Source organism: Nocardioides sp. (assembly GCF_036405735.1).
Taxonomy (GTDB): domain Bacteria; phylum Actinomycetota; class Actinomycetes; order Propionibacteriales; family Nocardioidaceae; genus Nocardioides.
In genome coordinates this window covers 1-25,586 of record NZ_DASWXC010000002.1, presented here as the reverse complement: position 1 = coordinate 25,586, position 25,586 = coordinate 1, and the positions used below count along the sequence as shown (strand labels likewise).

General features: G+C 71.9%; 22 protein-coding genes. 8 read left to right on the top strand and 14 right to left on the bottom strand.

Annotated elements, in window-relative coordinates; translation table 11 throughout:
• The first annotated feature begins 48 nt into the window (after positions 1-48).
• On the top strand, positions 49-1,248 hold the full coding sequence (locus VGE38_RS00115; protein WP_331140493.1) for a thiolase family protein: 1,200 nt from the start codon (positions 49-51) through the stop codon (positions 1,246-1,248).
• Positions 1,248-3,347, top strand: coding sequence for a 3-hydroxyacyl-CoA dehydrogenase NAD-binding domain-containing protein (locus VGE38_RS00110; protein ID WP_331140492.1), 2,100 nt, complete (start codon positions 1,248-1,250; stop codon positions 3,345-3,347). The genes VGE38_RS00115 and VGE38_RS00110 overlap by 1 nt, the downstream gene beginning before the upstream one ends.
• A 66-nt stretch (positions 3,348-3,413) precedes the next feature.
• Here the strand turns inward: VGE38_RS00110 and VGE38_RS00105 are convergent, their stop codons facing one another.
• The 7 genes from VGE38_RS00105 to VGE38_RS00075 form a co-directional block, all read right to left on the bottom strand.
• Positions 3,414-4,076, bottom strand: coding sequence for a response regulator (locus VGE38_RS00105; protein ID WP_331140491.1), 663 nt, complete (start codon positions 4,074-4,076; stop codon positions 3,414-3,416).
• On the bottom strand, positions 4,073-6,079 hold the full coding sequence (locus VGE38_RS00100) for a sensor histidine kinase (RefSeq protein ID WP_331140490.1): 2,007 nt from the start codon (positions 6,077-6,079) through the stop codon (positions 4,073-4,075). Before VGE38_RS00100 ends, VGE38_RS00105 begins: the two co-directional genes overlap by 4 nt.
• 20 nt (positions 6,080-6,099) lie before the next feature.
• Positions 6,100-6,882 carry a hypothetical protein gene (locus VGE38_RS00095; RefSeq protein ID WP_331140489.1) on the bottom strand — a complete coding sequence of 261 codons (783 nt, stop codon included), beginning with the start codon at positions 6,880-6,882 and terminating at the stop codon, positions 6,100-6,102.
• Positions 6,883-6,974: 92 nt separating this feature from the next.
• Positions 6,975-8,468, bottom strand: a complete 1,494-nt coding sequence (locus VGE38_RS00090) for an amino acid permease (protein WP_331140488.1) — start codon at positions 8,466-8,468, stop codon at positions 6,975-6,977.
• A 54-nt stretch (positions 8,469-8,522) separates the two neighbouring features.
• Positions 8,523-10,421 (bottom strand): 1-deoxy-D-xylulose-5-phosphate synthase, encoded by a 1,899-nt coding sequence (dxs, locus tag VGE38_RS00085; protein ID WP_331140487.1) that lies wholly within the window; start codon positions 10,419-10,421, stop codon positions 8,523-8,525.
• Between the two features lie 10 nt (positions 10,422-10,431).
• A complete protein-coding gene (locus VGE38_RS00080) occupies positions 10,432-11,361 on the bottom strand; it encodes an SMP-30/gluconolactonase/LRE family protein (protein WP_331140486.1) in 930 nt (309 codons plus the stop codon).
• A gap of 45 nt (positions 11,362-11,406) precedes the next feature.
• Positions 11,407-11,811 carry a YjbQ family protein gene (locus tag VGE38_RS00075; protein ID WP_331140485.1) on the bottom strand — a complete coding sequence of 135 codons (405 nt, stop codon included), beginning with the start codon at positions 11,809-11,811 and terminating at the stop codon, positions 11,407-11,409.
• A 24-nt stretch (positions 11,812-11,835) separates the two neighbouring features.
• Between VGE38_RS00075 and VGE38_RS00070 the strand changes: the two genes are divergently transcribed.
• Positions 11,836-12,627: a GNAT family N-acetyltransferase gene (locus VGE38_RS00070; RefSeq protein ID WP_331140484.1), complete on the top strand. Its 792-nt coding sequence runs from the start codon at positions 11,836-11,838 to the stop codon at positions 12,625-12,627.
• Positions 12,628-12,658: 31 nt separating this feature from the next.
• On the opposite strand, the gene VGE38_RS00065 is transcribed toward VGE38_RS00070, so the two are convergent.
• The 3 genes from VGE38_RS00065 to VGE38_RS00055 all read right to left on the bottom strand — a co-directional run bounded on the left by VGE38_RS00065 (position 12,659) and on the right by VGE38_RS00055 (position 14,144).
• Entirely contained in the window at positions 12,659-13,111 is a 453-nt protein-coding gene (locus VGE38_RS00065; protein ID WP_331140483.1) for a Calx-beta domain-containing protein, read from the bottom strand.
• 62 nt (positions 13,112-13,173) lie between these two features.
• Complete coding sequence (locus tag VGE38_RS00060; protein WP_331140482.1) at positions 13,174-13,845, bottom strand: thioredoxin-like domain-containing protein; 672 nt, start codon at positions 13,843-13,845, stop codon at positions 13,174-13,176.
• A complete protein-coding gene (locus tag VGE38_RS00055; RefSeq protein ID WP_331140481.1) occupies positions 13,842-14,144 on the bottom strand; it encodes a thiamine-binding protein in 303 nt (100 codons plus the stop codon). The genes VGE38_RS00060 and VGE38_RS00055 overlap by 4 nt, the downstream gene beginning before the upstream one ends.
• Before the next feature lie 109 nt (positions 14,145-14,253).
• On the opposite strand from VGE38_RS00055, the gene VGE38_RS00050 reads away from it, so the two are divergent.
• Both VGE38_RS00050 and VGE38_RS00045 read left to right on the top strand, forming a co-directional pair.
• Entirely contained in the window at positions 14,254-14,490 is a 237-nt protein-coding gene (locus VGE38_RS00050; protein ID WP_331140480.1) for a hypothetical protein, read from the top strand.
• Positions 14,483-15,535: a hypothetical protein gene (locus VGE38_RS00045; RefSeq protein WP_331140479.1), complete on the top strand. Its 1,053-nt coding sequence runs from the start codon at positions 14,483-14,485 to the stop codon at positions 15,533-15,535. The genes VGE38_RS00050 and VGE38_RS00045 overlap by 8 nt, the downstream gene beginning before the upstream one ends.
• Positions 15,536-15,558: 23 nt before the next feature.
• Here VGE38_RS00045 and VGE38_RS00040 read toward each other — a convergent pair whose 3' ends face one another.
• The 4 genes from VGE38_RS00040 to VGE38_RS00025 form a co-directional block, all read right to left on the bottom strand.
• Positions 15,559-16,542, bottom strand: a complete 984-nt coding sequence (locus VGE38_RS00040) for a glycoside hydrolase family 6 protein (protein WP_331140478.1) — start codon at positions 16,540-16,542, stop codon at positions 15,559-15,561.
• A 219-nt stretch (positions 16,543-16,761) separates the two neighbouring features.
• A complete protein-coding gene (acnA, locus tag VGE38_RS00035; RefSeq protein WP_331140477.1) occupies positions 16,762-19,599 on the bottom strand; it encodes an aconitate hydratase AcnA in 2,838 nt (945 codons plus the stop codon).
• A 244-nt stretch (positions 19,600-19,843) separates the two neighbouring features.
• On the bottom strand, positions 19,844-21,076 hold the full coding sequence (locus VGE38_RS00030; protein ID WP_331140476.1) for a class I SAM-dependent RNA methyltransferase: 1,233 nt from the start codon (positions 21,074-21,076) through the stop codon (positions 19,844-19,846).
• Positions 21,073-23,100 (bottom strand): APC family permease, encoded by a 2,028-nt coding sequence (locus VGE38_RS00025; RefSeq protein WP_331140475.1) that lies wholly within the window; start codon positions 23,098-23,100, stop codon positions 21,073-21,075. Before VGE38_RS00025 ends, VGE38_RS00030 begins: the two co-directional genes overlap by 4 nt.
• A 59-nt stretch (positions 23,101-23,159) precedes the next feature.
• On the opposite strand from VGE38_RS00025, the gene VGE38_RS00020 reads away from it, so the two are divergent.
• Genes VGE38_RS00020 through VGE38_RS00010 form a run of 3 tightly spaced genes read left to right on the top strand, consistent with a single transcriptional unit; the run spans position 23,160 to position 25,148 of the window.
• On the top strand, positions 23,160-23,822 hold the full coding sequence (locus VGE38_RS00020; RefSeq protein ID WP_331140474.1) for a potassium channel family protein: 663 nt from the start codon (positions 23,160-23,162) through the stop codon (positions 23,820-23,822).
• Between the two features lie 2 nt (positions 23,823-23,824).
• The gene (locus VGE38_RS00015) at positions 23,825-24,490 is read left to right on the top strand and encodes a potassium channel family protein (RefSeq protein ID WP_331140473.1); all 666 of its coding nucleotides are present in this window, start codon (positions 23,825-23,827) and stop codon (positions 24,488-24,490) included.
• 19 nt (positions 24,491-24,509) lie between these two features.
• A complete protein-coding gene (locus tag VGE38_RS00010; RefSeq protein ID WP_331140472.1) occupies positions 24,510-25,148 on the top strand; it encodes an NAD(P)-dependent oxidoreductase in 639 nt (212 codons plus the stop codon).
• The last annotated feature ends 438 nt before the right edge of the window (positions 25,149-25,586 follow it).

Here is a 25,586-nt window from a genome sequence, read left to right as displayed (position 1 = left end):
GCGCGCACGACCGCGCGTCCCTCCCCCCGATCCAGACCAGGAGCACCCGTGCCCCGACAGCTGCGAGAAGTCGTCTTCGTCGACGGCGTGCGCACCCCCTTCGGCAAGGCCAAGGGCCAGTACGCCGAGACCCGCGCGGACGACCTCGTCGTCAAGCTCATCCGTGAGCTCGTCCGCCGCAACCCGAACCTGCCCGCCGAGCGCATCGACGACGTCGCCATCGCCGCGACGACCCAGATCGGCGACCAGGGCCTGACCCTCGGCCGCACCGCGGGCCTGCTGGCGGGCCTGCCGCAGAGCGTGCCCGGCTTCTCCATCGACCGGATGTGCGCCGGGGCGATGACCGCGGTGACCACCGTCGCCGGCGGCATCTCCTTCGGCGCCTACGACGTCGCCATCGCCGGCGGTGTCGAGCACATGGGCCGCCACCCGATGGGTGAGGGCGTCGACCCGAACCCGCGCATCGTCTCGGAGAAGCTCGTCGACCCCTCCGCGCTCGTCATGGGCAACACCGCCGAGAACGTCCACGACCGCTACCCCGCCATCACCAAGGAGCGTGCCGACGCCTACGCCGTCGCCTCCCAGGCCAAGGCGGCCGCGGCCTACGAGGCCGGCAAGATCCAGCCCGACCTGGCGCCCGTCGCCACCCGCTCCGCGGAGCAGGGCTGGGGCCTGGCGACCAGCGACGAGCCGATGCGCCCGGGCACCAGCATGGAGTCGCTGGCGGGCCTCAAGACGCCCTTCCGTCCCCACGGCCGCGTCACCGCCGGCAACGCCGCGGGCATCAACGACGGGGCGACCGCCGCACTGCTCGCCTCGGAGGAGACCGCCAACGAGCTCGGCCTCCCCGTCAAGATGCGGCTGGTCAGCTACGCCTTCGCCGGCGTCGCGCCGGAGGTCATGGCCGTCGGTCCTATCCCGTCGACGGAGAAGGCGCTGGCCAAGGCGGGCCTCACCATCGACGACATCGACGCCTACGAGCTCAACGAGGCGTTCGCGATCCAGGTGCTCGCCTTCCTCGACCACTTCGGCATCGACCAGGACGACCCGCGCGTCAACCCCTACGGCGGCGCGATCGCGTTCGGCCACCCGCTGGCGTCCTCGGGCGTCCGCCTGATGATCCAGCTGGCGCGCCAGTTCGAGGAGGACCCGTCAATCCGCTACGGCCTCACGTCGATGTGCATCGGCCTCGGCATGGGCGGCACCGTGATCTGGGAGAACCCCCACTGGAACGGAGAGAAGGCCTGATGTCCACCATCGAGAACCTGCTGGCCGACGTCGAGAAGCTCTTCTCCGACGACGAGGTCGTCACCTCGGCCCACCTGCGCAAGGTCACCCTGCCCTCGGGCAAGGTGCTCGGCCTGGTGACCCTCGACAACGGCCACGACCACACCCGCCCGAACACGTTCGGGCCCAAGTCGCTCGTCGAGCTCAACCGGGCGTACGACGCGGCGCTCGCCGACGACTCGATCGACGCCATCGCGGTGACCGGCAAGCCGTTCATCCTCGCGGCCGGCGCGGACCTGTCCTCGCTGCAGGCGGCCGGCGTGGCCGGCGTACGCACCATCGCGGAGCTCGGCCACGCGGTCTTCCGCAAGCTGCGCGACGGCAATGAGTCGCACGCCGCGAAGCCGTCCTTCGGCTTCATCAACGGCCTCGCGCTGGGCGGCGGCCTCGAGGTCGCGCTGCACGCCGACTACCGCACCGTGATCGACAGCGTCCCCGCCGTCGGCCTGCCCGAGGTCATGCTCGGCCTGATCCCCGGCTGGGGCGGCGGCTACCTGCTGCCGAACCTCGTCGGCCCGGCGAACGCGGCCAAGGTGTTCATCGAGAACCCGCTCAACCAGGGCAAGGTGCTCAAGAGCGGCGCCGAGGTCGTGGCGCTCGGCATCGCCGACGTGTCCTTCAGCGGCGCCGACTACCTCGAGCAGTCGCTGCTGTGGGCCGACGGTGTCCTCAACGGCACCGTGGAGGTGACGCGCCCGGAGATCGACCGCGGCGAAGGCTGGGACGAGGCCGTGAAGAACGCCGGCTTCTTCGCCTGGGCCAAGACCGGCGACAAGTCCCCGGCCGCGAAGAAGGCCGTCGAGCTGCTCGCGCTCGCCAAGACCGCGTCGCGCGACGAGGGCTTCGCCGCCGAGGACGACGCGCTGGAGTTCTGCGCCACCACGCCGGAGCTGCTGGCCTCGCTCTACTCCTTCGACCTGGTGCAGAAGCGGGCCAAGCGTCCCGCCGGCGCCCCGGACAAGTCGCTGGCCCAGCCCGTCACCAAGGTGGGGATCATCGGCGCGGGCCTGATGGCCTCGCAGTTCGCGCTGCTGTTCGTGCAGCGGCTCAAGGTGCCGGTCGTGATGGTCGACCTCGACCAGGAGCGCGCGGACAAGGGCGTCGCCTACGTCCACGCCGAACTGGACAAGCGGCTCGCGAAGGGCCGCTCGGACCAGGACAAGACCAACCGCCTCAAGGCGCTGGTGACCGCGTCGGTCGACTACGCCGAGGCGTTCTCCGACGCCGACTTCATCATCGAGGCGGTGTTCGAGGAGATGGGCGTCAAGAAGACCGTCTTCGCGAACGCCGAGGCCGTCGCGCCACAGACCGCGGTCTTCGCGACCAACACCTCCTCGCTCTCGATCACCGAGATGGCCGCAGGCTTGAAGAACCCCGAGCGGGTCGTGGGCTTCCACTTCTTCAACCCGGTCGCGGTCATGCCCCTGCTGGAGATCATCAAGGGCGAGACCACCTCCGACGCCGCGCTGGCCACCGCGTTCGCGACCTCGCGGGCGCTCGGCAAGACCTCCATCCTGGTCAAGGACAGCCCCTCGTTCATCGTCAACCGGCTGCTCGGCCGGTTCATGGGCGAGGTCGCGAGGATCGCGGACGAGGGCACCCCGGTGCCGGTCGTCGACAGCGCCTTCGCCGGCTTCGTCCCCATGGCGCCGTACCAGCTGCTCGCGCTGGTCGGCCCGGCGATCGCCCTCCACAACAACGAGACGCTGTACGGCGCCTTCCCCGACCGCTTCTACGTCTCGGAGAACCTGCGCCGCGTCGTGGAGGCCAAGAAGGGCTCGTTCTACGGCCCCGACGGCCGCACCCTCGACCCCGAGGTCGAGGCGCTGCTGCAGGTCGGCTCCGTCGAGAAGTCGCCGGAGGAGGTACGTCAGCAGACGCTGGAGGCGCTCGCCGACGAGGCGCGCCGGATGCTCGACGAGGGCGTCGCGCAGGCTCCCGAGGACATCGACCTGGCGATGATCACCGGTGCCGGCTTCCAGTTCTGGAACGGCGGCCTGACCCAGCTCCTCGACCGCGAGGGCATCTCCGAGAAGGTCACCGGCACGAAGTTCCACTGATCCGGCGCTCCCGCCGATCACGCGCACCGGCCCGCCTGCCACTCCGGCAGGCGGGCCGGTGTGCTCTCACACGGTCGACGGTGCGTCGCCGAGTCCGGCGGCCCGGGCGCGGGCGATCGCCTCGGAGCGGCTCTCGACGCCGAGCTTGCCGAGCACGTTCGAGACGTGGTTGCGGACGGTCTTGTCGGAGAGGAACAGCTCGCGCGCGATGAGCCGGTTCTCCAGTCCGCGGGCCATCAGGTCGAGCACCTCGCGCTCACGCTCGGTCAGCTGGGGGAACGCCTCCCGGCCGGCGCCGGCGGCCATCCCGGTGAAGAACCGGCCCAGGCGGTCCGCGACGGCGGGGCTGAAGACGGCGCCCCCAGCGGCGACCGTGCGAATGGCGTGGAGCAGGTCGTCGCGCCCGGCACCCTTGACGACGTATCCCCGGGCACCGGCCCGCATCGCAGCCACCACGGCGTCGTCGTCGGTGCTCATCGTCATCATCAGCACCCGGGTCGACGGGGCCGCCGCGACGATCCGTGCGGTCGCCTCGACGCCGGAGGCGTCGGGCAGGTTGAGGTCCATCAGGACCACGTCCGGCGCCAGCTCGCCGGCTTGCACCACCGCGTCGGCCGCGTCGTGCGCCTCCCCCACGACGACCAGGTCGGCGGCACCGGTCAGCGCCGCCTTCACCCCGTCGAGGAAGAGCGGGTGGTCGTCGACCACGAGGATCCTGGCCTGGCTCATCGGGCCTCCGTGGGTAGTGCCGCGGCGACCCGGGTGCCGCCCGGCCCGCTGGTGATGGTCAGTGTGCCGCCGATCTCCTCCGCCCGCTGGCGCATCGAGTCCAGCCCGAGCGCTCCCGCACGCCGCAGCGCCGGCATCCCGTGACCGTCGTCGGCGACCTCGAGGTCGAGGCCGCGGGCGGTGCCGGCCACGCGGACCGTCACCTGCCGTGCCCCGGAGTGCCTGACGGCGTTGGCCAGCGCCTCGGCGACGATGCGGTAGCCCGCGACCTCCACCGCCGCGGGCAGCGATGCGTCCAGGTGGACGTCGGTCGCCACCGTCAGACCGGGGGCCGCCGTACGCTCGGCCAGGCCCCGCACCGCCGCCGCGAGACCCAGGTCGTCGAGCGCGGCCGGCCGCAGGTCGTCGGTGATGGTGCGCAGATCGTCCACGGCGGTGGCGACGCCGCTGGCCGCCGTACGCAGCAGCCTCTCGACGACGTCGTCGCGAGTCAGGTCCTGCGCCGTCTCCACCTGCAGCCGTACGCCGGCCAGCGCCGCTCCGACGCCGTCGTGCAGGTCCCGGCGCAGTCGGCGCCGCTCCTCCTCACGGGCGGTGACCAGCGCGGCCCGGCTCTGCTGCAGCCGGTCCGCGAGCCGCAGCGCGGCGACGGCCGGCGCTACCTGGTCGCACACGAGCGCGAGCAGCGCGGCGTCACGCTCCGACAGCCGGCTCTCCCCGGGCCGCTGGCAGACCCGCAGCGCGCCGACCGGCTCGCCGCGATGGTGCATCGGGAAGGACACCTCGTCGGTGTCCCGGGCGCCGGCCGGGCCGCTACGGCGGGCGACCTCGTGCGCGGCCTCGCCGTCGCCGAGGAGGAGCGCGGCCGAGCCCAGCCGCAGGGAGTCCACGACCACGTCGCAGACCCGCTCCGGCAGTCCGTCGACACCGGCGCGCAGCGTGACGGCGACCGCCTCGAGGACGCGTGCCGGCTCGGCGCGGTCGCCGTAGAACATCCGGTCCACGCCCCGGTTCAGACGCACCCCGAGCGGGTGCAGCAGCACACCGCAGACCGCGGCCGCGGCGGCGGCGCCGACCGCCGGGCTGCCGGGCAGGAGTGCGGCGGCGACCAGGAACAGCGAGAGGTAGATGCCGGCCAGGGACACCGCGAGGCTCGCGCCTCCGATGGCACGGCACACCGCGAGGTCCAGGTCGTAGAGGCGGTGGCGGGTGACCGCGACGCCGATCGCGAGCGGGACCAGCGCGACCGCGACCGCCTGGGAGAGCGAGCCGACCGGCCACGGCAGCCGCGACTGCAGCACCGTGTCGGCCACGAGCACCGCCGCGACGACGAGCAGGACGGTGATCTGGCGGCGTCCCAGCGCGTCGGCACGCCGCCAGCGGACCGCCACGGCCGCCAGCGCACCGGCGCACGCCACAGCCGAGAGCAGGCCTCCGACCGGGAAGACCGCAGCGGACAGCGCCTGACTGGTCCACGGCTTGGCGAGGGCCACCCGACCCTCGAACGTCTCGGGATAGGTCGCGGCACCCACCGCCAGGAGCACCATCCCCACGACCGCGGCGGCCGCCACGGGCCACCAGCGCCATCCGGGCAGCCGGCCGTCGGGGTAGAGCAGCGGCACGAGGGTCATCAGCGGCAGGAACCCGGGAACCCACACCCAGCTCTGCACGAACACCGCCGCGGTCGCCCAGGGGGCCGGCCCGTGGGCCACCACGCCGAGCGCGGCACCGAGCGCCGCACCCGCGCCGGCGACGCCGACCGCCAGCAGCAGCCAGCCCATCCGCCGGCCGCCGCGGCCCAGGAGCACCAGCACGCCGGCCGCCGAGTACGACACGGCGATCGCGGTGTCGACCGGCAGCTCGCGGGCCGCGGCGACCTGCCACAGCCCGGCCGTTCCCACCAGCACGAGCGCGCCGGCCGCCGCGAGGGCGCACAGCAGGGCGAGAGCGGCGGGCACCGCAGCGCGCCCGGCGGTCACCGGGCGCGCTGCGGTGCTCGACATGGCGCGGATCCTAATCGGGTTCACCTGCGGACGGCCGAGGTGGCGGCCAGCACCACGCCCGAGCCCAGGGCCACCACGGTCCAGGGCAGATCCTCGCCCAGGACGACGCCCGCGGCTCCGACGTACGCCAGACCGGCAGCGGCGACCACGACGAGGCGGCGGACGGCCGGCAGCACGGCGCCGAGGACACCGCCGAGGAGGAGCGTCGTCACGATCCAGGCCTGGTCCCAGTAGTGCGGGTTGCTGGCGTGGTGCCCGGTGGCGGCGTTCTGCAGCTCGAGCTGGCCGATGACGTACGGCGTCAGGGCGGCTGCCGCAGCCAGGGCGACCGGCGCCGCGAGCGGGTGGACCTGCACCGGCAGGCGCAGACGGGGCCGCTGGGGCAGCACGAGCCAGACCAGTGCGCCCTGGACGGCGATGATGCCCATCAGCACCGGGGCGCCGCCGCCGGGGGCCGGCACGGCCAGCGCCAGCCCGACCGCAATCAGCAGGACGTGGAGCCAACCGGCCGCCGACGACGGCCGGCGACCGCGCCAGCCGGCGGCGAGCAGCGGCACGAGCGCGCCGAGCCACAGCGCGCACAGCACCAGGCCCTGTCCGGTGAGCTGGTGGAACTCGTGACCGTGGTGGGTGTCGGTCACGAGGAACCGGACCATGTTGATCGCGAAGCTGGTCGGCAGGATGCAGGCGAACCCGCCGACCGCCACGAGCAGGCCGCGACGCCACCAGCCGGGACGAGCGGTCGCGGTCGGTGCGGCGCCGGGCTCGGCGGCAGCGGAGTGGAGCGTGGGGATCGTGGACATCGGGGTTCCTTTCGCGGTGGTGTGCCGCTCACGCTCCCGCGCCCACCGTCCCGGTCACATCGCCGCGATGTCCCGAGTCTGTCCCGGTGTGCTCAGTCGACCGGCTGCCGGGCCTCCTCCTGCGCGCGCAGCCGGCTGTGGCGCCGGCCGTAGGAGAAGTAGACGACGATGCCGATCGCCATCCAGATCAGGAACCGCTCCCACGTCTCGCCGGTCAGGTTGAGCATCAGGTAGACGCACATCAGGACCGACAGCGTCGCCACGACCGTGACCAGGGGCGTGCGGAAGGACCGCGGCAGGTCCGGTCGGGTGCGCCGCAGCACGACCACGCCGATGCTCACCAGGACGAAGGCGAACAGCGTCCCGATGTTGACCAGGTTCGCCAGCGTGGTGAGGTCGACGAAGCCCGCGATGGTGGCGACGACGACGCCGGTGATCAGCGTGACCCGGTACGGCGTGCGGTACGTCGGGTGCACCCTGGCCAGCCACCGCGGCAACAGTCCGTCGCGCCCCATGGCGAAGGCGACGCGGCTCTGGCCGAGCATGAGGATCATCGCGACCACGACCAGGCCGATGCAGGCGCCGACCGAGATCAGGTCGCCCATCCAGTCCACGCCGGCGGCGGAGAAGGCGGTCGCGAGGGGTGCCGCGTCGTCGGGGTCGATCTCGTCGTAGCTCTGGATGCCGGTGACGATCAGGCTGACGGCGGCGTAGAGCAGCGTGACGACGACCAGCGAGCCGAGGATGCCGATCGGCACGTCGCGCTGCGGGTTGCGGGCCTCCTCGGCCGTGGTGGCCACGACGTCGAAGCCGATGAACGCGAAGAAGACGATCGCCGCGCCGGCCACCACTCCGCCCACGCCGAAGACGGCCGGCTCGATGCCGAGCAGCGAGGTGATGAGCGGCAGGTCGCGGAACCCACCCTCGCCCTCGGGCACCGGCTGGGACTCCGGGATGAACGGCACCCAGTTCGAGGGGACGACGTAGGCGATACCCACCACGATGACGGTGGCGACGACGAGCAGCTTGATCGCGACCACCACCTGGTTGACCCGGCTGGAGAGCTTGGTGCCGCGCACGAGCAGCCCCATGACGAGCAGCGCGATGACCACGGCGGGCAGGTCGATGAAGCCGTCGGCGGCCGAGGACAGCTGCGTCGGCACCTCGAACGGCGTACCGGCCAGCAGTTCCTGGAGGTAGCCGGAGAAGCTGACGGACAGCGCCGCTGAGCCGATCGTGAACTCCAGCACGAGGTCCCAGCCGATGATCCACGCGACCAGCTCACCCAGCGTGGCATAGCTGAAGGTGTACGCCGATCCGGCGACCGGGACCGTGGAGGCGAACTCGGCGTAGCACAGCGCGGCGAGGCCGCACGCGACCGCGGCGATGAGGAAGCTCAGGGCGAGCGCCGGACCGGAGTTCGACGCGGCGACGGTGCCGGTGAGCACGAAGATGCCGGCGCCGACGATCACGCCGACGCCGAAGACGATCAGGTCCAGCGCCCCGAGGTCCTTGCGGAGCCGGTGGTCGGGGTCGTCGGTGTCCGCGATCGACTGCTCGATCGACTTGGTGCGAGCGAGGTCCATGTGCGGACGGTTCCCCGGACCTCCGCGGAGCAACCATCCCGGACCGGTGCGGGCCTAGACCTCGCTCGCGGCGCCGGCCGGCTCGTCCTGAGGCTCGGCGAGCTCCTCGACGACACCGCGGGCGATCGACTGTGCCGAGAGCCCGACCCGCTCCAGGATGCGGTCGCGCTTGGCGTGGTCGAGGAAATCCTGCGGGATCCCGTGGATCCGCACCGGCGTGCTCACGCCGGCCGCCGCCAGCGTCTGGAGCAGCACCGCCCCGACGCCGCCGATGACGCCGTTGTCCTCGATGGTGACCACGAGCAGGTGCTCCTCCGCCAGCGTGACCAGGGCCGGGTCGACCGGCTTGACCCAGCGGGGGTCCACGACCGTCGCTCCGATGCCCTGGGCGACGAGCCGCTCCCCCACCTCCAGGCCCATGCCGGCCATGGCGCCCACCGCGACGACCAGCACGTCGCGCCGCCCACTGCGCAGCAGCACGTCCGAGCCGCCGACCCGGTCGACGGCCGGGATCTCCTCGGGCGGCGGGCCCTTCGGGAACCGGACGACGGTCGGGGCGTCGGCCACCTCCACGGCCTCGTTGAGCTGCTCGCGCAGCCGGGCGGGGTCGCGGGGCGCCGCGATGCGCAGACCCGGGACGACCTGCAGCATCGACAGGTCCCACATCCCGTTGTGGGAGGCGCCGTCGTCGCCGGTCACGCCGGCGCGGTCGAGCACGAACGTCACGCCGCAGCGGTGCAGCGCGCAGTCCAGGAGGACCTGGTCGAAGGCGCGGTTGAGGAAGGTGGCGTAGACCGCGACCACCGGGTGCAGTCCGCCCATCGCGAGGCCGGCCGCCGACGTGGCGGCGTGCTGCTCGGCGATGCCGACGTCGAAGGTGCGATCGGGGAAGCGGGCCTGGAACTTGTCGAGGCCGACCGGGTGCATCATCGCCGCGGTGATGGCGACGACGTCCTTGCGCCGCTGGCCGATGTGGACGATCTCGTCGGCGAACACGTCGGTCCAGATCCGGCCCTTGGGCTTCTCCGCGCCCGTCTGGACGTCGAACGGGCCGGGCGCGTGGAACTGGTCGGCCTCGTGCCGCTCGGCGGGGTCGTAGCCGAAGCCCTTGCGCGTGATCGCGTGGACGATGACCGGCCCGCCGAACCGCTTGGCCTGCGCGAGCGCCTGCTCCATCGCGGCGCGGTCGTGGCCGTCGACCGGTCCGACGTACTTCAGCCCGAGGTCCTCGAAGAGACCCTGCGGCGCGAGCGCGTCCTTGAGCCCCTTCTTCATGGCGTGCAGGACGTCGTAGGTGGCCCCGCCGATCCCCGGCACGGCGTTGAGCCGGCGCTTGACCAGCTCGAGCACCTGCTCGTAGCGGGGGTTGGTGCGCAGCGAGGTGAGCGCGTTGGCGAGGCCGCCGATGGTGGGCGTGTAGGAGCGGCCGTTGTCGTTGACGACGATCACGAGCTTGGAGCTGTGCTGGATCGCGATGTTGTTCAGCGCCTCCCAGGCCATGCCGCCCGTCAGGGCGCCGTCGCCGATGACGGCGACGACGTGACGGTCCTCGCCGCGGATGGCGTAGGCCTTCGCCAGCCCGTCGGCGTAGGACAGGGCCGTGGAGGCGTGGGAGTTCTCGACGACATCGTGCTCGGACTCGGTCTGGCTGGGGTAGCCCGACAGCCCGCCCTCGCGGCGCAGCGTGCCGAAGTCACCGGCCCGGCCGGTGACCAGCTTGTGCACGTAGGCCTGGTGGCCGGTGTCGAAGACGATCTTGTCGCGCGGGGACTCGAAGACCCGGTGGATGGCGAGGGTGAGCTCGACGACGCCGAGGTTGGGTCCCAGGTGACCGGTGTTGGTCGCGACGGTGCGGATGAGCAGGTCGCGGATCTCCGCGGCCAGCCCCGTGAGGTCCGCGTCCGAGAGGGCCGCAAGGTCCCGCGGCGAGGACACCTGGTCGAGAACACCCATAGCCGCGAGGTTACAGGCCGGCGATGTCGAACACCGCGACGGCGGGCTCGTGGAGAGAGCCGAGCCACACGGCGCCGTCGTGCTCCCGGACCCCGGTGACCATGTGGTACGCCGGGGTCGCGATGTCGACGTCGTGCACGAGCCTCCCGGCGTCGTCGTAGGCCTGCACCCGCACGGTCCGCCTCGGCTTGGGCTGCAGCGGCTCCGGGATCTTGGTGACCGACCGCCGCAACCATCCCGGGCCGCGCTGGATCCGCTCCACGACCGGGTCGGTCGGACTCGCGATCGTCACCCAGATCAACCCGTCGCTGCCGCGCGCGATGTTGTCGGGGTAGCCGGGGAGGTCCGCGACCAGGTGGTCGTCGGGCCGGCCGTCGAGCCAGTGGCGCACCACGGAGCGACCGGCCGTCTCGGCGACCGCGACGAACCGTTCGTCGGCGCTGAGCGCCACGCCGTTGGCGAACGACAGACCGGTGACCACGGTGGTCGTGGTGCCGTCCGGGTCGAGCCGGACCAGGCGGCCTGTCCGGGTGACCTGGACCATCTCGTCCTTCCACCGGTCGATCCCGTGGTGGGCCGAGGAGTCGGAGAACCACACGGTCCCGTCGGCGGCGATCGCGGCGTTGTTGCAGAACACCAGCGGCCGGCCCGCGGCCGTCGCGGTGACGGTCTCGACCGCACCCGTGCCGGTGTCGACCCGCAGCACGCCGCGGCGGGCGTCACACACGAGCAGCCGGCCGTCCGCGTCGAGCTCCAGCCCGAGCGGCCGGCCGCCGGTGTGGGCGGTCCGCGCGATGCCGCGCCGGTCCGGCGAGATCCGCCAGATGCTGCCGTCCTCGGTCCCGGTGAAGACCGCGCCCTCGTCACGGCCCCGGGTCCCGACGACCACGTCCTCCGCGCCGTCCGCGGGCAGGGGGACGACCTCGAGCGTGCTCACCATGGGGGTCAACCTAGGGCGTCGCGGACCCGGTCCGCGAGCACCCGCTCAGCCGGACAGGAAGCTGAACCGCACCTCGCGCGCCTCGTTGTCGACGTTGAGGTCGACCAGGCAGACGCTCTGCCACGTCCCGAGCGCGAGCCGCCCGCCGAGCACCGGGACGGTGGCGTACGGCGGCACCAGGGCCGGCATCACGTGCGAGCGGCCGTGACCGGGACTGCCGTGGCGGTGCCGCCACCGGTCGTCGGCAGGCAGCAGGTCGCGGAGGGCCGCGAGCAGGTCGTCGTCGCTGCCGGCACCGGTCTCCAGCACCGCGATCCCGGCCGTCGCGTGCGGGACGAAGAGCTGCAGCAGACCGTCGGCCTCGCCGGCGACAAACCGCTCGCACTCGGCGGTGATGTCGAGGACGATCTCGGTGTCCCCGGTGCGGAACGAGCGAGTCTCCGAACGCATGCCCCGATGCTAGAGAGTCGCTCCATGAGGATCGTGTCCAGCGCCTGGCAGACCGACCTGGCGCTGCTGGAGGCGTCCGGCAGCACCGTCGAGGACCACGGGACGCACTGCGTGGTGCGGACCGCCGACAATCCGACGTACCACTGGGGCAACTTCCTGCTGCTCCCCCGCCCACCCGCGGCCGAAGAGGTCGACGGCTGGCTCGCGGCGTTCGACACGGCGTTCCCTGGCAGTGGACACGTGGCGATCGGGATCGACGCGCCGCAGGGCAGCGAGGCCGATGTGGCGGTGTGGGCGGCGCGCGGCTTCGAGACCGACCTCTCGGCGGTGATGACGGCCGACCGCCTCGGCCCCGCACCGTCGGGTGGTCCCCAGGTCAGGGTGCGAGCGCTGGTGTCCGACGGCGACTGGGGGCAGCGCGTCGCGTTGAGCCTCGCCTGCCATGGGGGCGGAACCGACGACTCGGCGTACGCCGACTTCGCCCGCCGCCGGGCCGTGGCGGAGCGCCGGCTGACCGACGTCGGGCTGGGCGACTGGTTCGGCGTCTTCGACGGAGACCTGATGGTGGCCGGGCTCGGGATCTTCCGGGCCGGCCCCGGCCTGGCCCGCTTCCAGGACGTGGAGACGCATCCGGCCCACCGGCGCCGCGGGCTGGCGACCGCGCTGGTGCACGCCGCGAGCCGGCACGCCTACGACGCACTCGGGTCGGCCACGTTGGTGATCGTGGCCGACCCGAGCTATCACGCGTACCGCCTCTACGAGCGGGTCGGCTTCCGCCGGACCGAGTCGCAGCTGCAGGTGTCGCTGGTCAGATGACTGGTCAGATGACCGGTGGTTGAGGCAGGCGTCAGGCCGCCGGCGGCGGCGTGGGGGTGGCGTCGTCGTCGGCGATGGTGACCTTCACCATCGGGCGCTTCACCTTGACGGCCTTGCCGTTGAACTTGACGAAGAAGAACTCCTCGCCCTCGGCGACGGTGTCGTCGAGGATCGGCACGGTGAGCGTGGCGGTCGTCTCGCCCGGCGCCAGCACGACGCGGCCCTTCTTGACCGCGGTGAAGTCCTCGCCGGCCTTGGCGGACTTCGGACGCGCCTGCGTCGACCAGTTGAGCTTGACCTTCTTCTTGGACTTCTTGTTCACCGTGAGCGTGAGCGTCGCGGTGCCGTCGCCCTCCGAGACGACGATGTCGGCCACGGAGACCTTCGGCTTCTTGGGGGCGGCAACGGCGGGGGCGGTGGTCAGGCCGGCGGCCAGCGCGGTGATCGCGGCGACGGCGGCAGCCCGAGTGATCTGCTTCGACATGACCCGAACCCTAAACGCTGTCTAGACCAGGGCCAAGCACCGATCGGTCAAAGATCGATGGCTCAGGCGGACGTGCCCGGCTCGTCGCCCGCACCGTCCCCGGCCACGCCGCCGGCACAGGAGGCGTTCGGCTCGGGCGCCGTCTCACCGTGGCCGAACCGCGCGACGAACAGCTCCAGCCGCGCGTCGTCGGCGCCGGCGAGCCGGAGCTGGCGGCCCCACACCGTGACCACGGCCGGCGCGTCCAGGCCGGGGTACGGCGCCATGATGCCGTTGCGCGGGAGCTGCTCGGCCAGCTGCTCGACCTGGTCCTCGTCCAGGCCCGGGTCGTAGGCGATCCAGACCGTGCCGTGCTCGAGGTCGTGCACCGCGAGCTCCTCGAGCACCGGCGTGGCGTAGACCCCGCACTCCAGCCACGCCGGAGCATGCTCGCCGCCGACCGGCGGTGACTGCGGGTAGTCCACGTCCCCCGGGGTGTGACCCATGCCGAGCTCGTCGTACGCCACGACCTCGGAGAGGTCGGGCGGCGGCTCCTGGAGCCAGCGCGGCAGCAGCGCCGAGGCGGTCAGCAGCGCGACCGCCAGCGCCACGGCGAGCCCGACGACCAGGCCGGTCCGGCGCCGCGGCGAACGAGGTGTCGGACCGAGCGAGACCACCTGCGGGGCAGGAGTGGGCGGGGCGTGGCCGGGCGGAGGATGGCTCGGCCCGGCGTACGGCGGCGGCTGCTCGCTCATCCCTCGAGCGCTCGCTCCACCCGCTCCACCTTGGCGGTGAGCTGGCCGGTGTGGCCGGGCCGGATGTCGGCCTTGAGCACCAGCGAGACGCGCGACCCGAAGGGCGCGACCGCCTCGGTCGCTCGCTTGACGACGTCGAAGCAGGCGTCCCAGTCACCTTCGATGGTCGTGAACATCGCATCGGTCCGGTTCGGGAGTCCGGACTCGCGGACGACCTTCACCGCCGCGGCGACGGCCTCGGTGACGGATCCGTCCTCACGGCCGGTTCCACTGGGGGCGACAGAGAACGCGACGAGCATGGGGCCACGCTATCGAGCGCCGCCCACGGTTTTGCCGGGTTGGTGGCAGACACGCCTCCTACCCCTGGGTAATGTGCACCCGGTCACATGACCACGGGAGGGAGAACCGATGGGTGCGGACGTGAGCCGGCTGGCTCGCCGGCTGGGGGTGCAGCCGCGCGGGCTGGCACCGTTCGAGAGGTACGACGACGCGCAGCTCCAGCAGCTCGACACGATCGTCGGCCGTGCCATGGAGGCCGAGGACAAGGCGTTCGACGCCGCCCTCGAGGAGGCGCTGCGCTTCGTGCCGCGACTGTTGCGCGGCACGGCCCAGAAGCTGCTCTTCCCGGGAGGCCGCCGTGGGTGACCTGCTCAGCCGTCTCGAGATCGTCAAGCTCGCCCGCGAGGTCCAGGTTCCCGAGGCCGACCTGGAGTTCCTGGTCGCCAGCGACCCGACCGAGATCCGCCAGCTGCGGGCCCAGGTGTCCGACGCGCTGTTCGCCCGCCACGAGGACCGGGTCACCCGGCTCGCCTCGCTCAGCCGGCTCTTGCCCGTGCCGATGACGGCCAAGATCGCCGAGCTGGCGCTCGGCCCCATGCTGAGCGCCCGGGTCGCCGCGGCGCTCGACCCCCGCGAGGCGGCCCGGCTGGCCGGCCACCTCGACGCCGGGTTCCTCACCACGCTCGCGGTGTCGCTGGACCCCAAGCGGGTCGCCGCGATCGTCCGGGGCATCGACGACAAGCTCGTCGTCGACGTCGGCCGCCGCCTGCTCGCCAAGGGCGAGTACCTCGTGCTGAGCCGCTTCGTCTCCGTGGTCGACACCGACGTCGCGCTGGCCGTGGTCGCCTCGGCGACGCCCGACGCCCTGCTGCAGGTCGCGCTCTTCACCGACGAGCCGGCCGCCCTGGACAGCATCGTGGCCCGGCTCAGCGACGAGACGCTCGCCGACATCATCCGCGCCGCGGCCGACGCCGACGCGTACGACGCCGCGGTGACGCTGCTGCTCGCGCTCTCGACCGAGAGCTGCTCGCGGCTGGTGGCCCAGGTGCACGCCGTGGCGCCGCAGGCACGTGACGCGCTCGTCGCGGCCGTGGCCGAGCACGACGTCTGGCCGGCGATCCTTCCGGCGCTGCACACCGTGGAGCAGCAGACCCTGGGCGGGCTGGTCAACGTCGCGCCGACCATGGACGTCGCCCTGATCGACCGCGTCGTCCAGCACGCCCGAGAGCTCGACGTCGCGCCGGTGCTGGTACAGATGGTCCTCGCCCTCGACGACGAGCACCTCGATGTGCTCAAGGGCTCCCGGGAGCTCGGCGACCCGGCGGTCCAGTCGTGGCTGCTGCGCAACGCCGGCGTCGCGGGCCGCCTCGTGGAGGCGGTGCTGGACAACCTCCAGCTCCGCTCCGCCTGAGGCGGCCCACGAACGTCAGGACGTCACTGGAAGGGCGTGGTGCGCGCCGCCTTCAGCAGCCGCGTCGGCGAGAAGTGGGCGCCGTTGTTGCCGCGCCACGGGCGACCCATCCACACGAACGCGTCGACGATCGCGCCGAGGCGGGCCTGCTGGCGCGCGTTCGTGCCCAGCTTGCGACGGTAGGCGGTGACGCGCGTCGTGGGCGGAACGCCGAGGGTGTTGCACCGCTTCTCGCGCTTGGTCTTGCACATCACCGGGGTGATGAACGGAGCGCGGGGGTACTTGCGGCGGTACTGCTGGAAGGTGAACGGGCGGCCGTTGTCGGCGGTGTCGAGGACGACCCGCTTGTTCGGGTAGCCGCGAGCGGCCAGCTGGTTGCGGATCTTCCACGCGTAGTCGACGTCGGCGCCCACGCTGGTGTGGTGGGTGCCGCCGAGCGCGAACCCCTCGGTGTAGGCGATGCCCGCGTCGATGAGCAGCCGCGTCGCCCGCCACGGCTTGAGCCAGTCGGGGGCACCGGCCTCGAGGTAGACGGTGGCCCGCGGCAGCTGGGCGAGCCGCTGGGCGGCGTACCGCACCAGGCTGAGGCGGACGGCCGGGTCGGCCGTCTTCAGGCCGCGGCGACCGGGAGCGTCCAGCGCGAGGTCGGGCTCGAGCACGATGAGCGCACGGGCGTTGCCGATGGTCGCCACCGCGGTGTCGATCCAGTGACGGTAGGCCGCCTGCTCCTCGGCCGTCAGTGGGATGTGCCGGTTCAGCTCGCCGCGCGGCCACTGCCGGAACAGCGCGAACTGGACCAGCGCGTCCGGGTTGCCCTTCTGCATGTTGTGGATGTAGCCGCCCAGCGCCTCCGGGAGACGGTCCACCGACGTGGTCTCGGTGAACCACGACACCCGCGGGTGCAGCGCCACCTTCGCGAACAGCTGCTTCTGCCGCCCGGTGGCGTTGACGTACGCCGGCCAGGTGCGGTCGATCGGCCCGGTGTAGTGGCCCCACGGGCCTCCCAACGGGTTCCCCGGGGCTGCGTGAGCGGACGGCGCGGTGGGCACCATCGTGGCCGACAGCCCGATGGAGAGGAGCGCTGCCGCAAGGGCTCTGGTCGATCGTCGAAGGCTCATGGTCGGGCCTGTCCCCATCCTTCCGAGAGATTATGAGGGCCCGCTCCCGGGTCATGAGACGCAGATGCCCCGCACCCGGGACCGGGTGCGGGGCATCGTACGTGCGGGTCAGGCGTTGCGCAGATTCCGCAGCACGAACTGCATGATGCCGCCGTTGCGGTAGTAGTTCGCCTCGCCCGGCGTGTCGATGCGGACGACCGCGTCGAACTCCACGCCGGTGTCGGTGCTGACCTTCACCGTCTTGGGCGTGCGGCCCTCGTTGAGCTCGGCGATGCCGGAGAAGCTGAACGTCTCCTCGCCGGTCAGGCCCAGCGACTCGGCGTTCTGGCCCGCCGGGAACTGCAGCGGGATGACGCCCATGCCGATGAGGTTGGAGCGGTGGATGCGCTCGTAGCTCTCGGCGATGACCGCCTTGACGCCGAGCAGCGAGGTGCCCTTCGCGGCCCAGTCGCGCGAGGAGCCGGAGCCGTACTCCTTGCCGGCCAGGACGACCAGCGGGATGCCGGCGGCCTGGTAGTTCACGCTCGCGTCGTACACGCTGGTGACCTCGCCGCCCGCGGTGAAGTCGCGCGTGAAGCCACCCTCTGGCAACGCAGCGCCGGGCGTCGCAATCTTATTGCGCAGCCGGATGTTGGCGAACGTGCCGCGGATCATGACCTCGTGGTTGCCGCGGCGCGAGCCGTAGGAGTTGAAGTCGCGCTGCGCGACCCCGTGCTCGGCGAGGTACTTGCCCGCCGGCGAGTCGGCCTTGATGTTGCCCGCCGGGCTGATGTGGTCGGTGGTGACCGAGTCGCCGAGCTTGAGCAGCACCCGGGCGCCCTCGATGTCGGTGACCGGGGCCGGCGTCTCCGGCATGCCCTCGAAGTACGGGGGCTTGCGGACGTAGGTGGACTCCGGGTCCCACGCGAACGTGTCGCCCTCGGGCGTGGGCAGCGTCTGCCACCGCTCGTCGCCGGCGAAGACGTCCTGGTAGGACTCGGCGAACATGTCGGCGGTGATCGCCTGGGCGATGGTCGCCTCGACCTCGGCCGGCGAGGGCCAGATGTCCTTGAGGAAGACGTCGTTGCCGTCGGAGTCCTGACCCAGCGGGTCGTTGAACAGGTCGACGTCCATGGAGCCGGCCAGCGCGTAGGCGACGACCAGCGGCGGAGACGCCAGGTAGTTCATCTTGATGTCCGGGTTGATGCGGCCCTCGAAGTTGCGGTTGCCGGAGAGGACCGAGACGACGGCGAGGTCGTTCTCCTGCACCGCGGCCGACACCTCGGGGATGAGCGGGCCGGAGTTGCCGATGCAGGTGACGCAGCCGTAGCCGACGAGGTTGAAGCCGAGCTTGTCGAGGTACGGCGTCAGGCCGGCCTTCTCGTAGTAGTCGCTGACCACCTTCGAGCCGGGCGCGAGCGTCGACTTGACCCACGGCTTGCGCTGCAGGCCCTTCTCGACGGCCTTCTTCGCCAGCAGCGCGGCGCCGATCATGACCGACGGGTTGGAGGTGTTGGTGCACGACGTGATCGAGGCGATCGTCACGGCGCCGTGGTCGAGCTCGAACCGGGTGCCGTCCTCGAGGGTGACCTCGATCGGGTTCGACGCCCGGCCGCCGTCGGCCGGGGCGGCCGAGAGGTAGTCGCGCGGGGCGGCCTCGCCGTTGGACTGCGAGGGGTCGTGCGAGGGCGAGTCGGAGCCGGGGAAGCTCTCCTCCACGGCCTCGTCGTAGCCCTGGGTGTCCTGGTGCTCGCCGGCGTAGTCGACCAGCGCGCCGCGGAAGGACTCCTTGGCGCTGGAGACCAGCACGCGGTCCTGCGGGCGCTTGGGGCCGGCGATCGACGGGACGACGGTGGACAGGTCGAGCTCGAGCTTCTCGGAGTAGCGGGGCTCGGCGCTCGGGTCGAGCCAGAGACCCTGCTCCTTGGCGTAGGCCTCGACGAGCGCCAGCTGCTCCTCGGAGCGGCCGGTCAGCTTGAGGTAGCTGATCGTCTCGGCGTCGATCGGGAAGACCGCGATGGTCGAGCCGAACTCCGGGCTCATGTTGCCGATCGTGGCGCGGTTGGCCAGCGGCAGCGCGGAGACGCCCTGGCCGTAGAACTCGACGAACTTGCCGACGACACCGTGCTTGCGCAGCATCTCGGTGATCGTGAGGACCAGGTCGGTCGCGGTCGAGCCCTCGGGGAGGTCGCCGTACAGCTTGAAGCCGACGACGCGCGGGATGAGCATCGAGACCGGCTGGCCGAGCATCGCGGCCTCGGCCTCGATGCCGCCCACGCCCCAGCCGACGACGCCGAGGCCGTTGACCATGGTGGTGTGGGAGTCGGTGCCGACGCAGGTGTCGGGGTACGCCAGCAGCTCACCGTCGACCTCACGGGTGAAGACGGTGCGCGCCAGGTGCTCGATGTTGACCTGGTGGACGATGCCCGTGCCCGGCGGGACGACCTTGAAGTCGGAGAACGCGGTCTGGCCCCAGCGCAGGAACTGGTAGCGCTCACGGTTGCGCTCGTACTCGATCTCGACGTTGCGCTCGAATGCCTCCGGCGTGCCGAAGACGTCGGCGATCACGGAGTGGTCGATGACCATCTCGGCGGGCGCGAGCGGGTTGATCTTGCTCGGGTCGCCACCCAGCTCGGCCATGGCCTCGCGCATCGTGGCGAGGTCGACCACGCACGGGACGCCGGTGAAGTCCTGCATGATCACGCGCGCCGGCGTGAACTGGATCTCCTTGTCCGGCTCGGCGGTCTCGTCCCAGCCGGCCAGCGCCTTGATGTCGTCGGCGGTGATGTCGGCGCCGTCCTCGGTGCGGAGCAGGTTCTCCAGGAGCACCTTGAGGCTGAACGGCAGGCTCGCTACGTCGAGCCCCTCGCCCACCACCTTGTCGAGCCGGAAGATCTCGTACGACTTCCCGTCGACGTCCAGGGTGCTCTTGGCACCGAAGCTGTCCTTGCTGGCCAACGCCGTCATCTCCTCTGTCGGGTCGTGCAGGTCGTCAGGCAGACGCCATCATCCATCCTGCCGCGTGCCCGTTCGGCCGGAAAAGTAAGGCTCGCCTTGCTCCCAGGCCGCGCGGAACGCTGTTGTCTTGATGTCAAGATACATGATGTCGAGGCGACTTCGGCAACCGACGCGCCTGACCTGGGTCGGCCCCCGTCAACGCGCAGGCACCTGACCCTTCCGACCGCGACACGCCGAAAGCGCGTCGCGGATGTCAGGTGCCCGCGCGGACCAGCAGCGCGACGCACTCCACGTGATGCGTCATCGGGAAGAGGTCGAACGCCCGCAGCGCGGCGAGCCGGTAGCCGTGCTCGGCGAAGATGGCGACGTCGCGGGCGAGCGCCGCGGGGTCGCAGGCGACGTACGAGACCGCGCGCGGCGAGCGCGCGACGACCTGTTCGACGACCGGGCGGCGGGCGCCCTCGCGGGGCGGGTCGAGGACGACGAGGTCGAACGCCCCGGGGAACCCGCCGGCGAGCACCGTGGCCACGTCGCCCGCGGCCACCTCGGCCGAGGGCACGTTGTCGGCGGAGTACGCCGAGGCCCGGGGATCGCCCTCGATCGCGACGACGCGCCCGGACGGTCCGACACGATCGGCGAGGAAGGCGGCGAACAGCCCGACGCCGGCGTACAGGTCGAGCACGCTCTCGCCCGGCCGCGGGTCCAGCTGCTCCAGGACGGTCTCGACCAGCGTGGCCGGCGCGCCGGGATGGACCTGCCAGAAGCCGTCGGCGGCGACGGCGAACACCCGCTCCTCCCCCGCGGCCGTCACGGTCTCGGTCACCGTGCCGGGAGCCGGCTCGCGGGCGTCAGAGCGCGCGATCAGGCAGTCGTCGACGGGGATCACGTCATGGGAGCGGTGCAGCCGCATGGCCCGCTGACCCTCCGCGGTGCGGGCGAAGGACTGCCGGGTGCGCCAGCGCAGTCCGTCCTCGTCGCCGGGGACGGCCTCCACGGCCAGCCCCGCCACGAGCGGGTGGTCGGCGGCCAGCCGCCCCACCCGGACCAGCTGCTCGCGGACCACCGCGGCCTTCAGCTCCCGCTGAGCGGGGACCGCCACGTGCTGGAAGTCGCAGCCGCCGCACTTGCCGGGTCCGGCGTACGGGCACGGCGCCTCGACCCGGTCGGCCGACCGCTCCAGCACCGTGACCGCGTCGCCTCGCCAGAAGCGGTCGCCGTCGGTGCCCTCGGTGATCTCCAGCACGACCCGCTCCCCCGGGATCGCGTGCCGCACGAAGACGACGCGCAGCTCCGGCTCGCCCGTCGGCTCGTGGATGCCGCCGGTGGGAACCCGTGCCACGCAGTGGCCGCCGTGGGCGACCGGACCGACGACGACCTCGAAGCGCTCCCCGACCCGCGACCTGCCGCGGCTCTGGCGTTGCCGGGTCCGCCGGCCACCGGGCTGCCCACCCGGCCGGGCACTGGGCCGGGCACTGGGCCGGCTCATCGCCCGACCTGGCGGCCGCGGCGGGAGTCCGCCGGGCCGCGCAGCCCCGGGCGCACCCAGGGCTCCCGCTCGCGGGCGAGCTCGGAGGAGCGCAGCTGGTAGGGCACGGAGATGACCATGACGCCCGGGGTGAACAGCAGCCGTCCCTTGAGCCGCAGAGCGGTCTGGTTGTGCAGCGCCTGCTCCCACCAGCGGCCGACGACGTACTCCGGGATGTAGACGGCGACGACGCCGCGCGGGTTGGCCTTCTTGATCGCCGAGGCGTAGTCGACGACCGGACGGACCAGCTCGCGGTACGGCGAGTGCAGGACCTTCAGCGGGATGTCGATGTTGCGCTCGTCCCACTCCTCCAGCAGCCGGGCGGTCGCCTTGTCGTCGGTGGAGACGGTGACCGCCTCCAGAGTGTTGGGGCGCGTCGCCTGGGCGAACGCCAGCGCGCGCAACGTCGGCTTGTGCAGCTTGGACACCAGCACGACCGCGTGGACGCGGGTCGGCATCACCTTGTCCTCGTCGCCGGCCTCCAGCTCGGCCTCGACCATGTCGTAGTGCCGTCGGACGCCCTGCATGATCAGGTAGAAGGACACCATCGCCAGGATCGTGATCCACGCACCGGCGAGGAACTTGGTGACGAGCACGACCAGCAGCACGACAGCGGTCAGGCACAGGCCGAAGGTGTTGATGGCGCGGGATCGCTGCATCCGGCGTCGCTCGACCGGGTCCCGCTCGCTGGCCAGGTGACGGGTCCAGTGCCGGATCATGCCGAGCTGGCTGACGTTGAACGACACGAAGACGCCGACGATGTAGAGCTGGATCAGCTTGGTGGTCTGCGCGTCGAAGGCCGCGATCAGCACGATCGCCATGACGGCGAGGAACACGATCCCGTTGCTGTAGGCGAGCCGGTCACCACGCGAGCCGAGGGCGCGGGGTGCGAACCCGTCCTGGGCGAGGATGGAGCCGAGCACGGGGAAGCCGTTGAAGGCGGTGTTGGCCGCGAGCACCAGGATCACCCCGGTGACCGTGACGACGAAGTAGAACCCCGGCGTGAAGTGGTCGAAGACGCCGGCGGCGATCTGGGAGATCACCGGATGCTGCTCGTAGTGGTCCGGCACCATCTGACCGGCCGCGGTGCGGAGCTGGTCGAGCCGGTGCGGATCGACGTAGCGGATGCTCATCTGCTTGGCGAGCACGATGACGCTCATCATCATCGTGATCGCGATCAGCCCGAGCATCAACAGCGTCGTGGCGGCGTTGCGGGACTTGGGACGCCGGAACGCCGGGACGCCGTTGGAGATCGCCTCCACGCCGGTGAGCGCCGCACACCCGGACGAGAACGCCCGCGCCAACAGGAAGACGAGCGCGACCTGGGTCAGCGGCCCCTCCCAACCCTCCTGCGGCGCGATGTCGAGGCGGGCACTCTCGGCGTCGGGCAGATCGCCGGCGAGGAGCCGGATCAGGCCGTAGCCGCACATGCCCAGGATCGCCACCATGAACAGGTAGGTCGGGACCGCGAAGAACGTGCCGGACTCGCGCACGCCGCGCAGGTTGATGGCCGCCAGCAGCATCACGGCGGTCACGGCCACGGTCACCTCGTGACCGATCAGGCCGGGCACCGCGCTGGCGGCATACTGCGCGGCGTTCGAGATCGAGACCGCGACCGTGAGCACGTAGTCGACGAGCAGGGCGCTCGCCACGGTGACGCCGGCGTTGCGCCCCAGGTTGACGGTGGCCACCTCGTAGTCGCCGCCTCCCGAGGGGTAGGCGTGCACGGTCTGGCGGTAGGACGCCACGACCGTCAGCATCACCAGCGCGACGGCGAGGCCGATCTTCCACGACCAGGTGTAGGCCGACGCGCCGGCGATCGCGAGCATGATGAAGACCTCGTCCGGCGCATAGGCCACCGACGAGAGCGCGTCGCTCGCGAACACGGGCAACGCGATCCGCTTCGGAAGCAGCGTCTCCCCCAGCTGGGAGCTGCGCAGCTTGCGTCCGAGCAGGATGCGCTTGGACACATCACCGACACCCACGAGCGGCAAGGCTACGGCACCGCGCACCCACGCGGGTGCTCTGGGATAGCGTCTGTCCCGTGCACGTCGTGATCATGGGGTGCGGCCGCGTCGGCTCGACGCTCGCCCGCAGCCTCGAGGACCGCAACCACACCGTGTCGGTCATCGACAGCGACCCGGACGCGTTCCGGCGCCTGGGCCCCGGCTTCAACGGTGACAAGGTGACCGGCGTCGGCTTCGACCAGGAGGTCCTGGAGAAGGCCGGCATCCGGCGCGCCGACGCGTTCGCGGCCGTCTCCAGCGGTGACAACTCCAACATCATCGCGGCCCGGGTGGCCCGCGAGACGTTCGGGATCGGGCAGGTCGTGGCACGCATCTACGACCCCGGCCGCGCCGAGGTCTACCAGCGGCTCGGCATCACCACGGTGGCGACGGTGAAGTGGACCTCCGACCAGGTGCTGCGCCGGCTGCTGCCGGCCGGCGCCGAGCCGGACTACCGCGACCCCTCGGGCACCATCCGGCTCGACCAGGTCCCGGTGCCGGAGGTCTGGATCGGCCAGCGCACCGTCGACTTCCAGCAGCAGTCCCGCTGCCGGATCGCGTGGATCGACCGCCTCGGAGAGGGCGTCCTCCCCACGCGGGAGAGCGTCATCCAGGAGGGTGACCTCCTCCATGTCGTGATGCGCGAGGAGAACGCCCAGCACGCCTACCAAGTCATCGCCGACGGCCCGGAGGACAACTAGAGATGCGCGTCGCCATCGCCGGAGCCGGTGCGGTCGGCCGCTCGATCGCCCGTGAGCTGATCGGCAACGGCCATGAGGTCCTGCTGATCGACAAGAACCCCGACTCCATCAAGCCCGAGCGGGTGCCGGACGCGGAGTGGCTGCTGGCCGACTCCTGTGAGCTGTCCTCCCTGGAGGAGGCGCGCCTGGACCGCTGCGACGTCGTCATCGCCGCGACCGGCGACGACAAGGTCAACCTGGTGACCAGCCTCCTCGCGAAGACGGAGTTCGGCGTGCCCCGCACCGTCGGCCGGGTCAACCACCCCAACAACGAGTGGCTGTTCACCGAGGCCTGGGGCGTCGACGTCAACGTCTCGACGCCACGGATCATGTCGGCCCTCGTGGAGGAGGCGGTCACCGTCGGCGACCTGGTCCGCCTGTTCACGTTCCGGCAGGGCAACGCCAACCTCGTCGAGATGACGTTGCCGGCCGGGTCGCCGTACGTCGGCAAGCCGTCGGGCTTGATCCCGTTCCCGGAGAACGTCGCCCTGGTGACGATCCTGCGCGACGGGCAGGTCTACACCCCCGACCGGGATCAGCCCGTCGAGGCCGGCGACGAGCTCCTGTTCGTGTGCCAGTCCGACACCGAGGCCGAGCTCGAGCAGCTGCTCGCGCCACGCGGCACGTAGGTCACACCGGAGGAGCACCATGTCGACCATCGTCGTGTTCGGCGGGACCGGATACACCGGCGGCAACATCGTTCGTGAGGCCGCGTCGCGGGGTCACCAGGTCATCGCCGTGAGCCGTTCGGAGCCCACGGAGCACGTCCCGGGCGTGCGCTACGAAGTCGGCCCGGCCGAGGACGTCGCCGCGCGCGTCGTCCCGGGGTCGGACGTCGTGGTGGCCACGCTCTCCCCTCGTGGCGACATGGCCGGCCGGCTCGTCGAGACGTATGCCGAGCTCGCGCGACTGGCGGCGGAGGCAGGCGCGCGTTACCTGCAGGTCGGCGGCTTCAGCTCGCTGCGGCCGGCGCCCGACCAACCACGCGTCGTCGAGGGTGAGATCCCTGAGCCGTACCGTGCGGAGGCCCTGGAGGGCGAGGCAACGCGGGTGCTTCTCGCGGAGCGTGCGCCGGACGAGCTCGACTGGGTCTTCGTGAGTCCTGCGGGTGGCTACGGCTCGTTCGCGCCGGGCGAGCGGACCGGGACGTACCGGGTGGGTGGCGAGATCGCCCTGTTCGACGCCGAGGGAGGCTCGAACATCTCCGGCGCCGACTTCGCCCTCGCGATCGTCGACGAGATCGACGAGCCCCGCCACCACCGGGAGCACATCGGCGTCGCGTACTGACCGTCGGCTCGGCACGTCCGGGCGCCGACGGACAGGAAGGTCGACCCGAGACCGGTCATTCACCGCCCGAAACAGCAATCGTTCCTGTTCGCCGGCACGGCAACCGCGGTAGCCGGTGCACTGTCACCGGCTCTCCCCCATCTTCCAGGGCAAGCTCAGGCAGTTCCTCCTGCTCAAGCAACAGTTCTGCTCGAACCCCTGGTGCGACGCCCCCGTCCGACACGTCGACCCCGCACAGCCGCGGCGGCCCGACGAGTGCAGGCAACGCCGCGCCGCACCAGGCACACCGGATCCTGCGATGCGCCTGGTCAGCTCGGTGCTGGGCGCGGCGTCGTAGGAGCCGTTCGGATGGGGTGACCGGCGACGAGCTCGGTGTCACCGTCGACCACGCCCGTCTTGGCGGCGCCACCCGGCGAGCCGATCGCGTGGTCGTGGCCC

Excerpts from the sequence above, each read along its gene's own strand:
- VGE38_RS00050 (WP_331140480.1), top strand. The coding sequence starts at position 14,254 with ATGGGTGCGGACGTGAGCCGGCTGGCTCGCCGGCTGGGGGTGCAGCCG.
- VGE38_RS00065 (WP_331140483.1), bottom strand. The coding sequence starts at position 13,111 with ATGTCGAAGCAGATCACTCGGGCTGCCGCCGTCGCCGCGATCACCGCG.
- VGE38_RS00080 (WP_331140486.1), bottom strand. The coding sequence starts at position 11,361 with ATGGTGAGCACGCTCGAGGTCGTCCCCCTGCCCGCGGACGGCGCGGAG.
- VGE38_RS00070 (WP_331140484.1), top strand. The coding sequence starts at position 11,836 with ATGAGGATCGTGTCCAGCGCCTGGCAGACCGACCTGGCGCTGCTGGAG.
- VGE38_RS00055 (WP_331140481.1), bottom strand. The coding sequence starts at position 14,144 with ATGCTCGTCGCGTTCTCTGTCGCCCCCAGTGGAACCGGCCGTGAGGAC.
- VGE38_RS00105 (WP_331140491.1), bottom strand. The coding sequence starts at position 4,076 with ATGAGCCAGGCCAGGATCCTCGTGGTCGACGACCACCCGCTCTTCCTC.
- VGE38_RS00100 (WP_331140490.1), bottom strand. The coding sequence starts at position 6,079 with ATGTCGAGCACCGCAGCGCGCCCGGTGACCGCCGGGCGCGCTGCGGTG.
- acnA (WP_331140477.1), bottom strand. The coding sequence starts at position 19,599 with ATGACGGCGTTGGCCAGCAAGGACAGCTTCGGTGCCAAGAGCACCCTG.
- VGE38_RS00010 (WP_331140472.1), top strand. The coding sequence starts at position 24,510 with ATGTCGACCATCGTCGTGTTCGGCGGGACCGGATACACCGGCGGCAAC.
- VGE38_RS00095 (WP_331140489.1), bottom strand. The coding sequence starts at position 6,882 with ATGTCCACGATCCCCACGCTCCACTCCGCTGCCGCCGAGCCCGGCGCC.
- VGE38_RS00060 (WP_331140482.1), bottom strand. The coding sequence starts at position 13,845 with ATGAGCGAGCAGCCGCCGCCGTACGCCGGGCCGAGCCATCCTCCGCCC.
- VGE38_RS00030 (WP_331140476.1), bottom strand. The coding sequence starts at position 21,076 with ATGAGCCGGCCCAGTGCCCGGCCCAGTGCCCGGCCGGGTGGGCAGCCC.
- VGE38_RS00090 (WP_331140488.1), bottom strand. The coding sequence starts at position 8,468 with ATGGACCTCGCTCGCACCAAGTCGATCGAGCAGTCGATCGCGGACACC.
- VGE38_RS00110 (WP_331140492.1), top strand. The coding sequence starts at position 1,248 with ATGTCCACCATCGAGAACCTGCTGGCCGACGTCGAGAAGCTCTTCTCC.
- dxs (WP_331140487.1), bottom strand. The coding sequence starts at position 10,421 with ATGGGTGTTCTCGACCAGGTGTCCTCGCCGCGGGACCTTGCGGCCCTC.
- VGE38_RS00015 (WP_331140473.1), top strand. The coding sequence starts at position 23,825 with ATGCGCGTCGCCATCGCCGGAGCCGGTGCGGTCGGCCGCTCGATCGCC.
- VGE38_RS00075 (WP_331140485.1), bottom strand. The coding sequence starts at position 11,811 with ATGCGTTCGGAGACTCGCTCGTTCCGCACCGGGGACACCGAGATCGTC.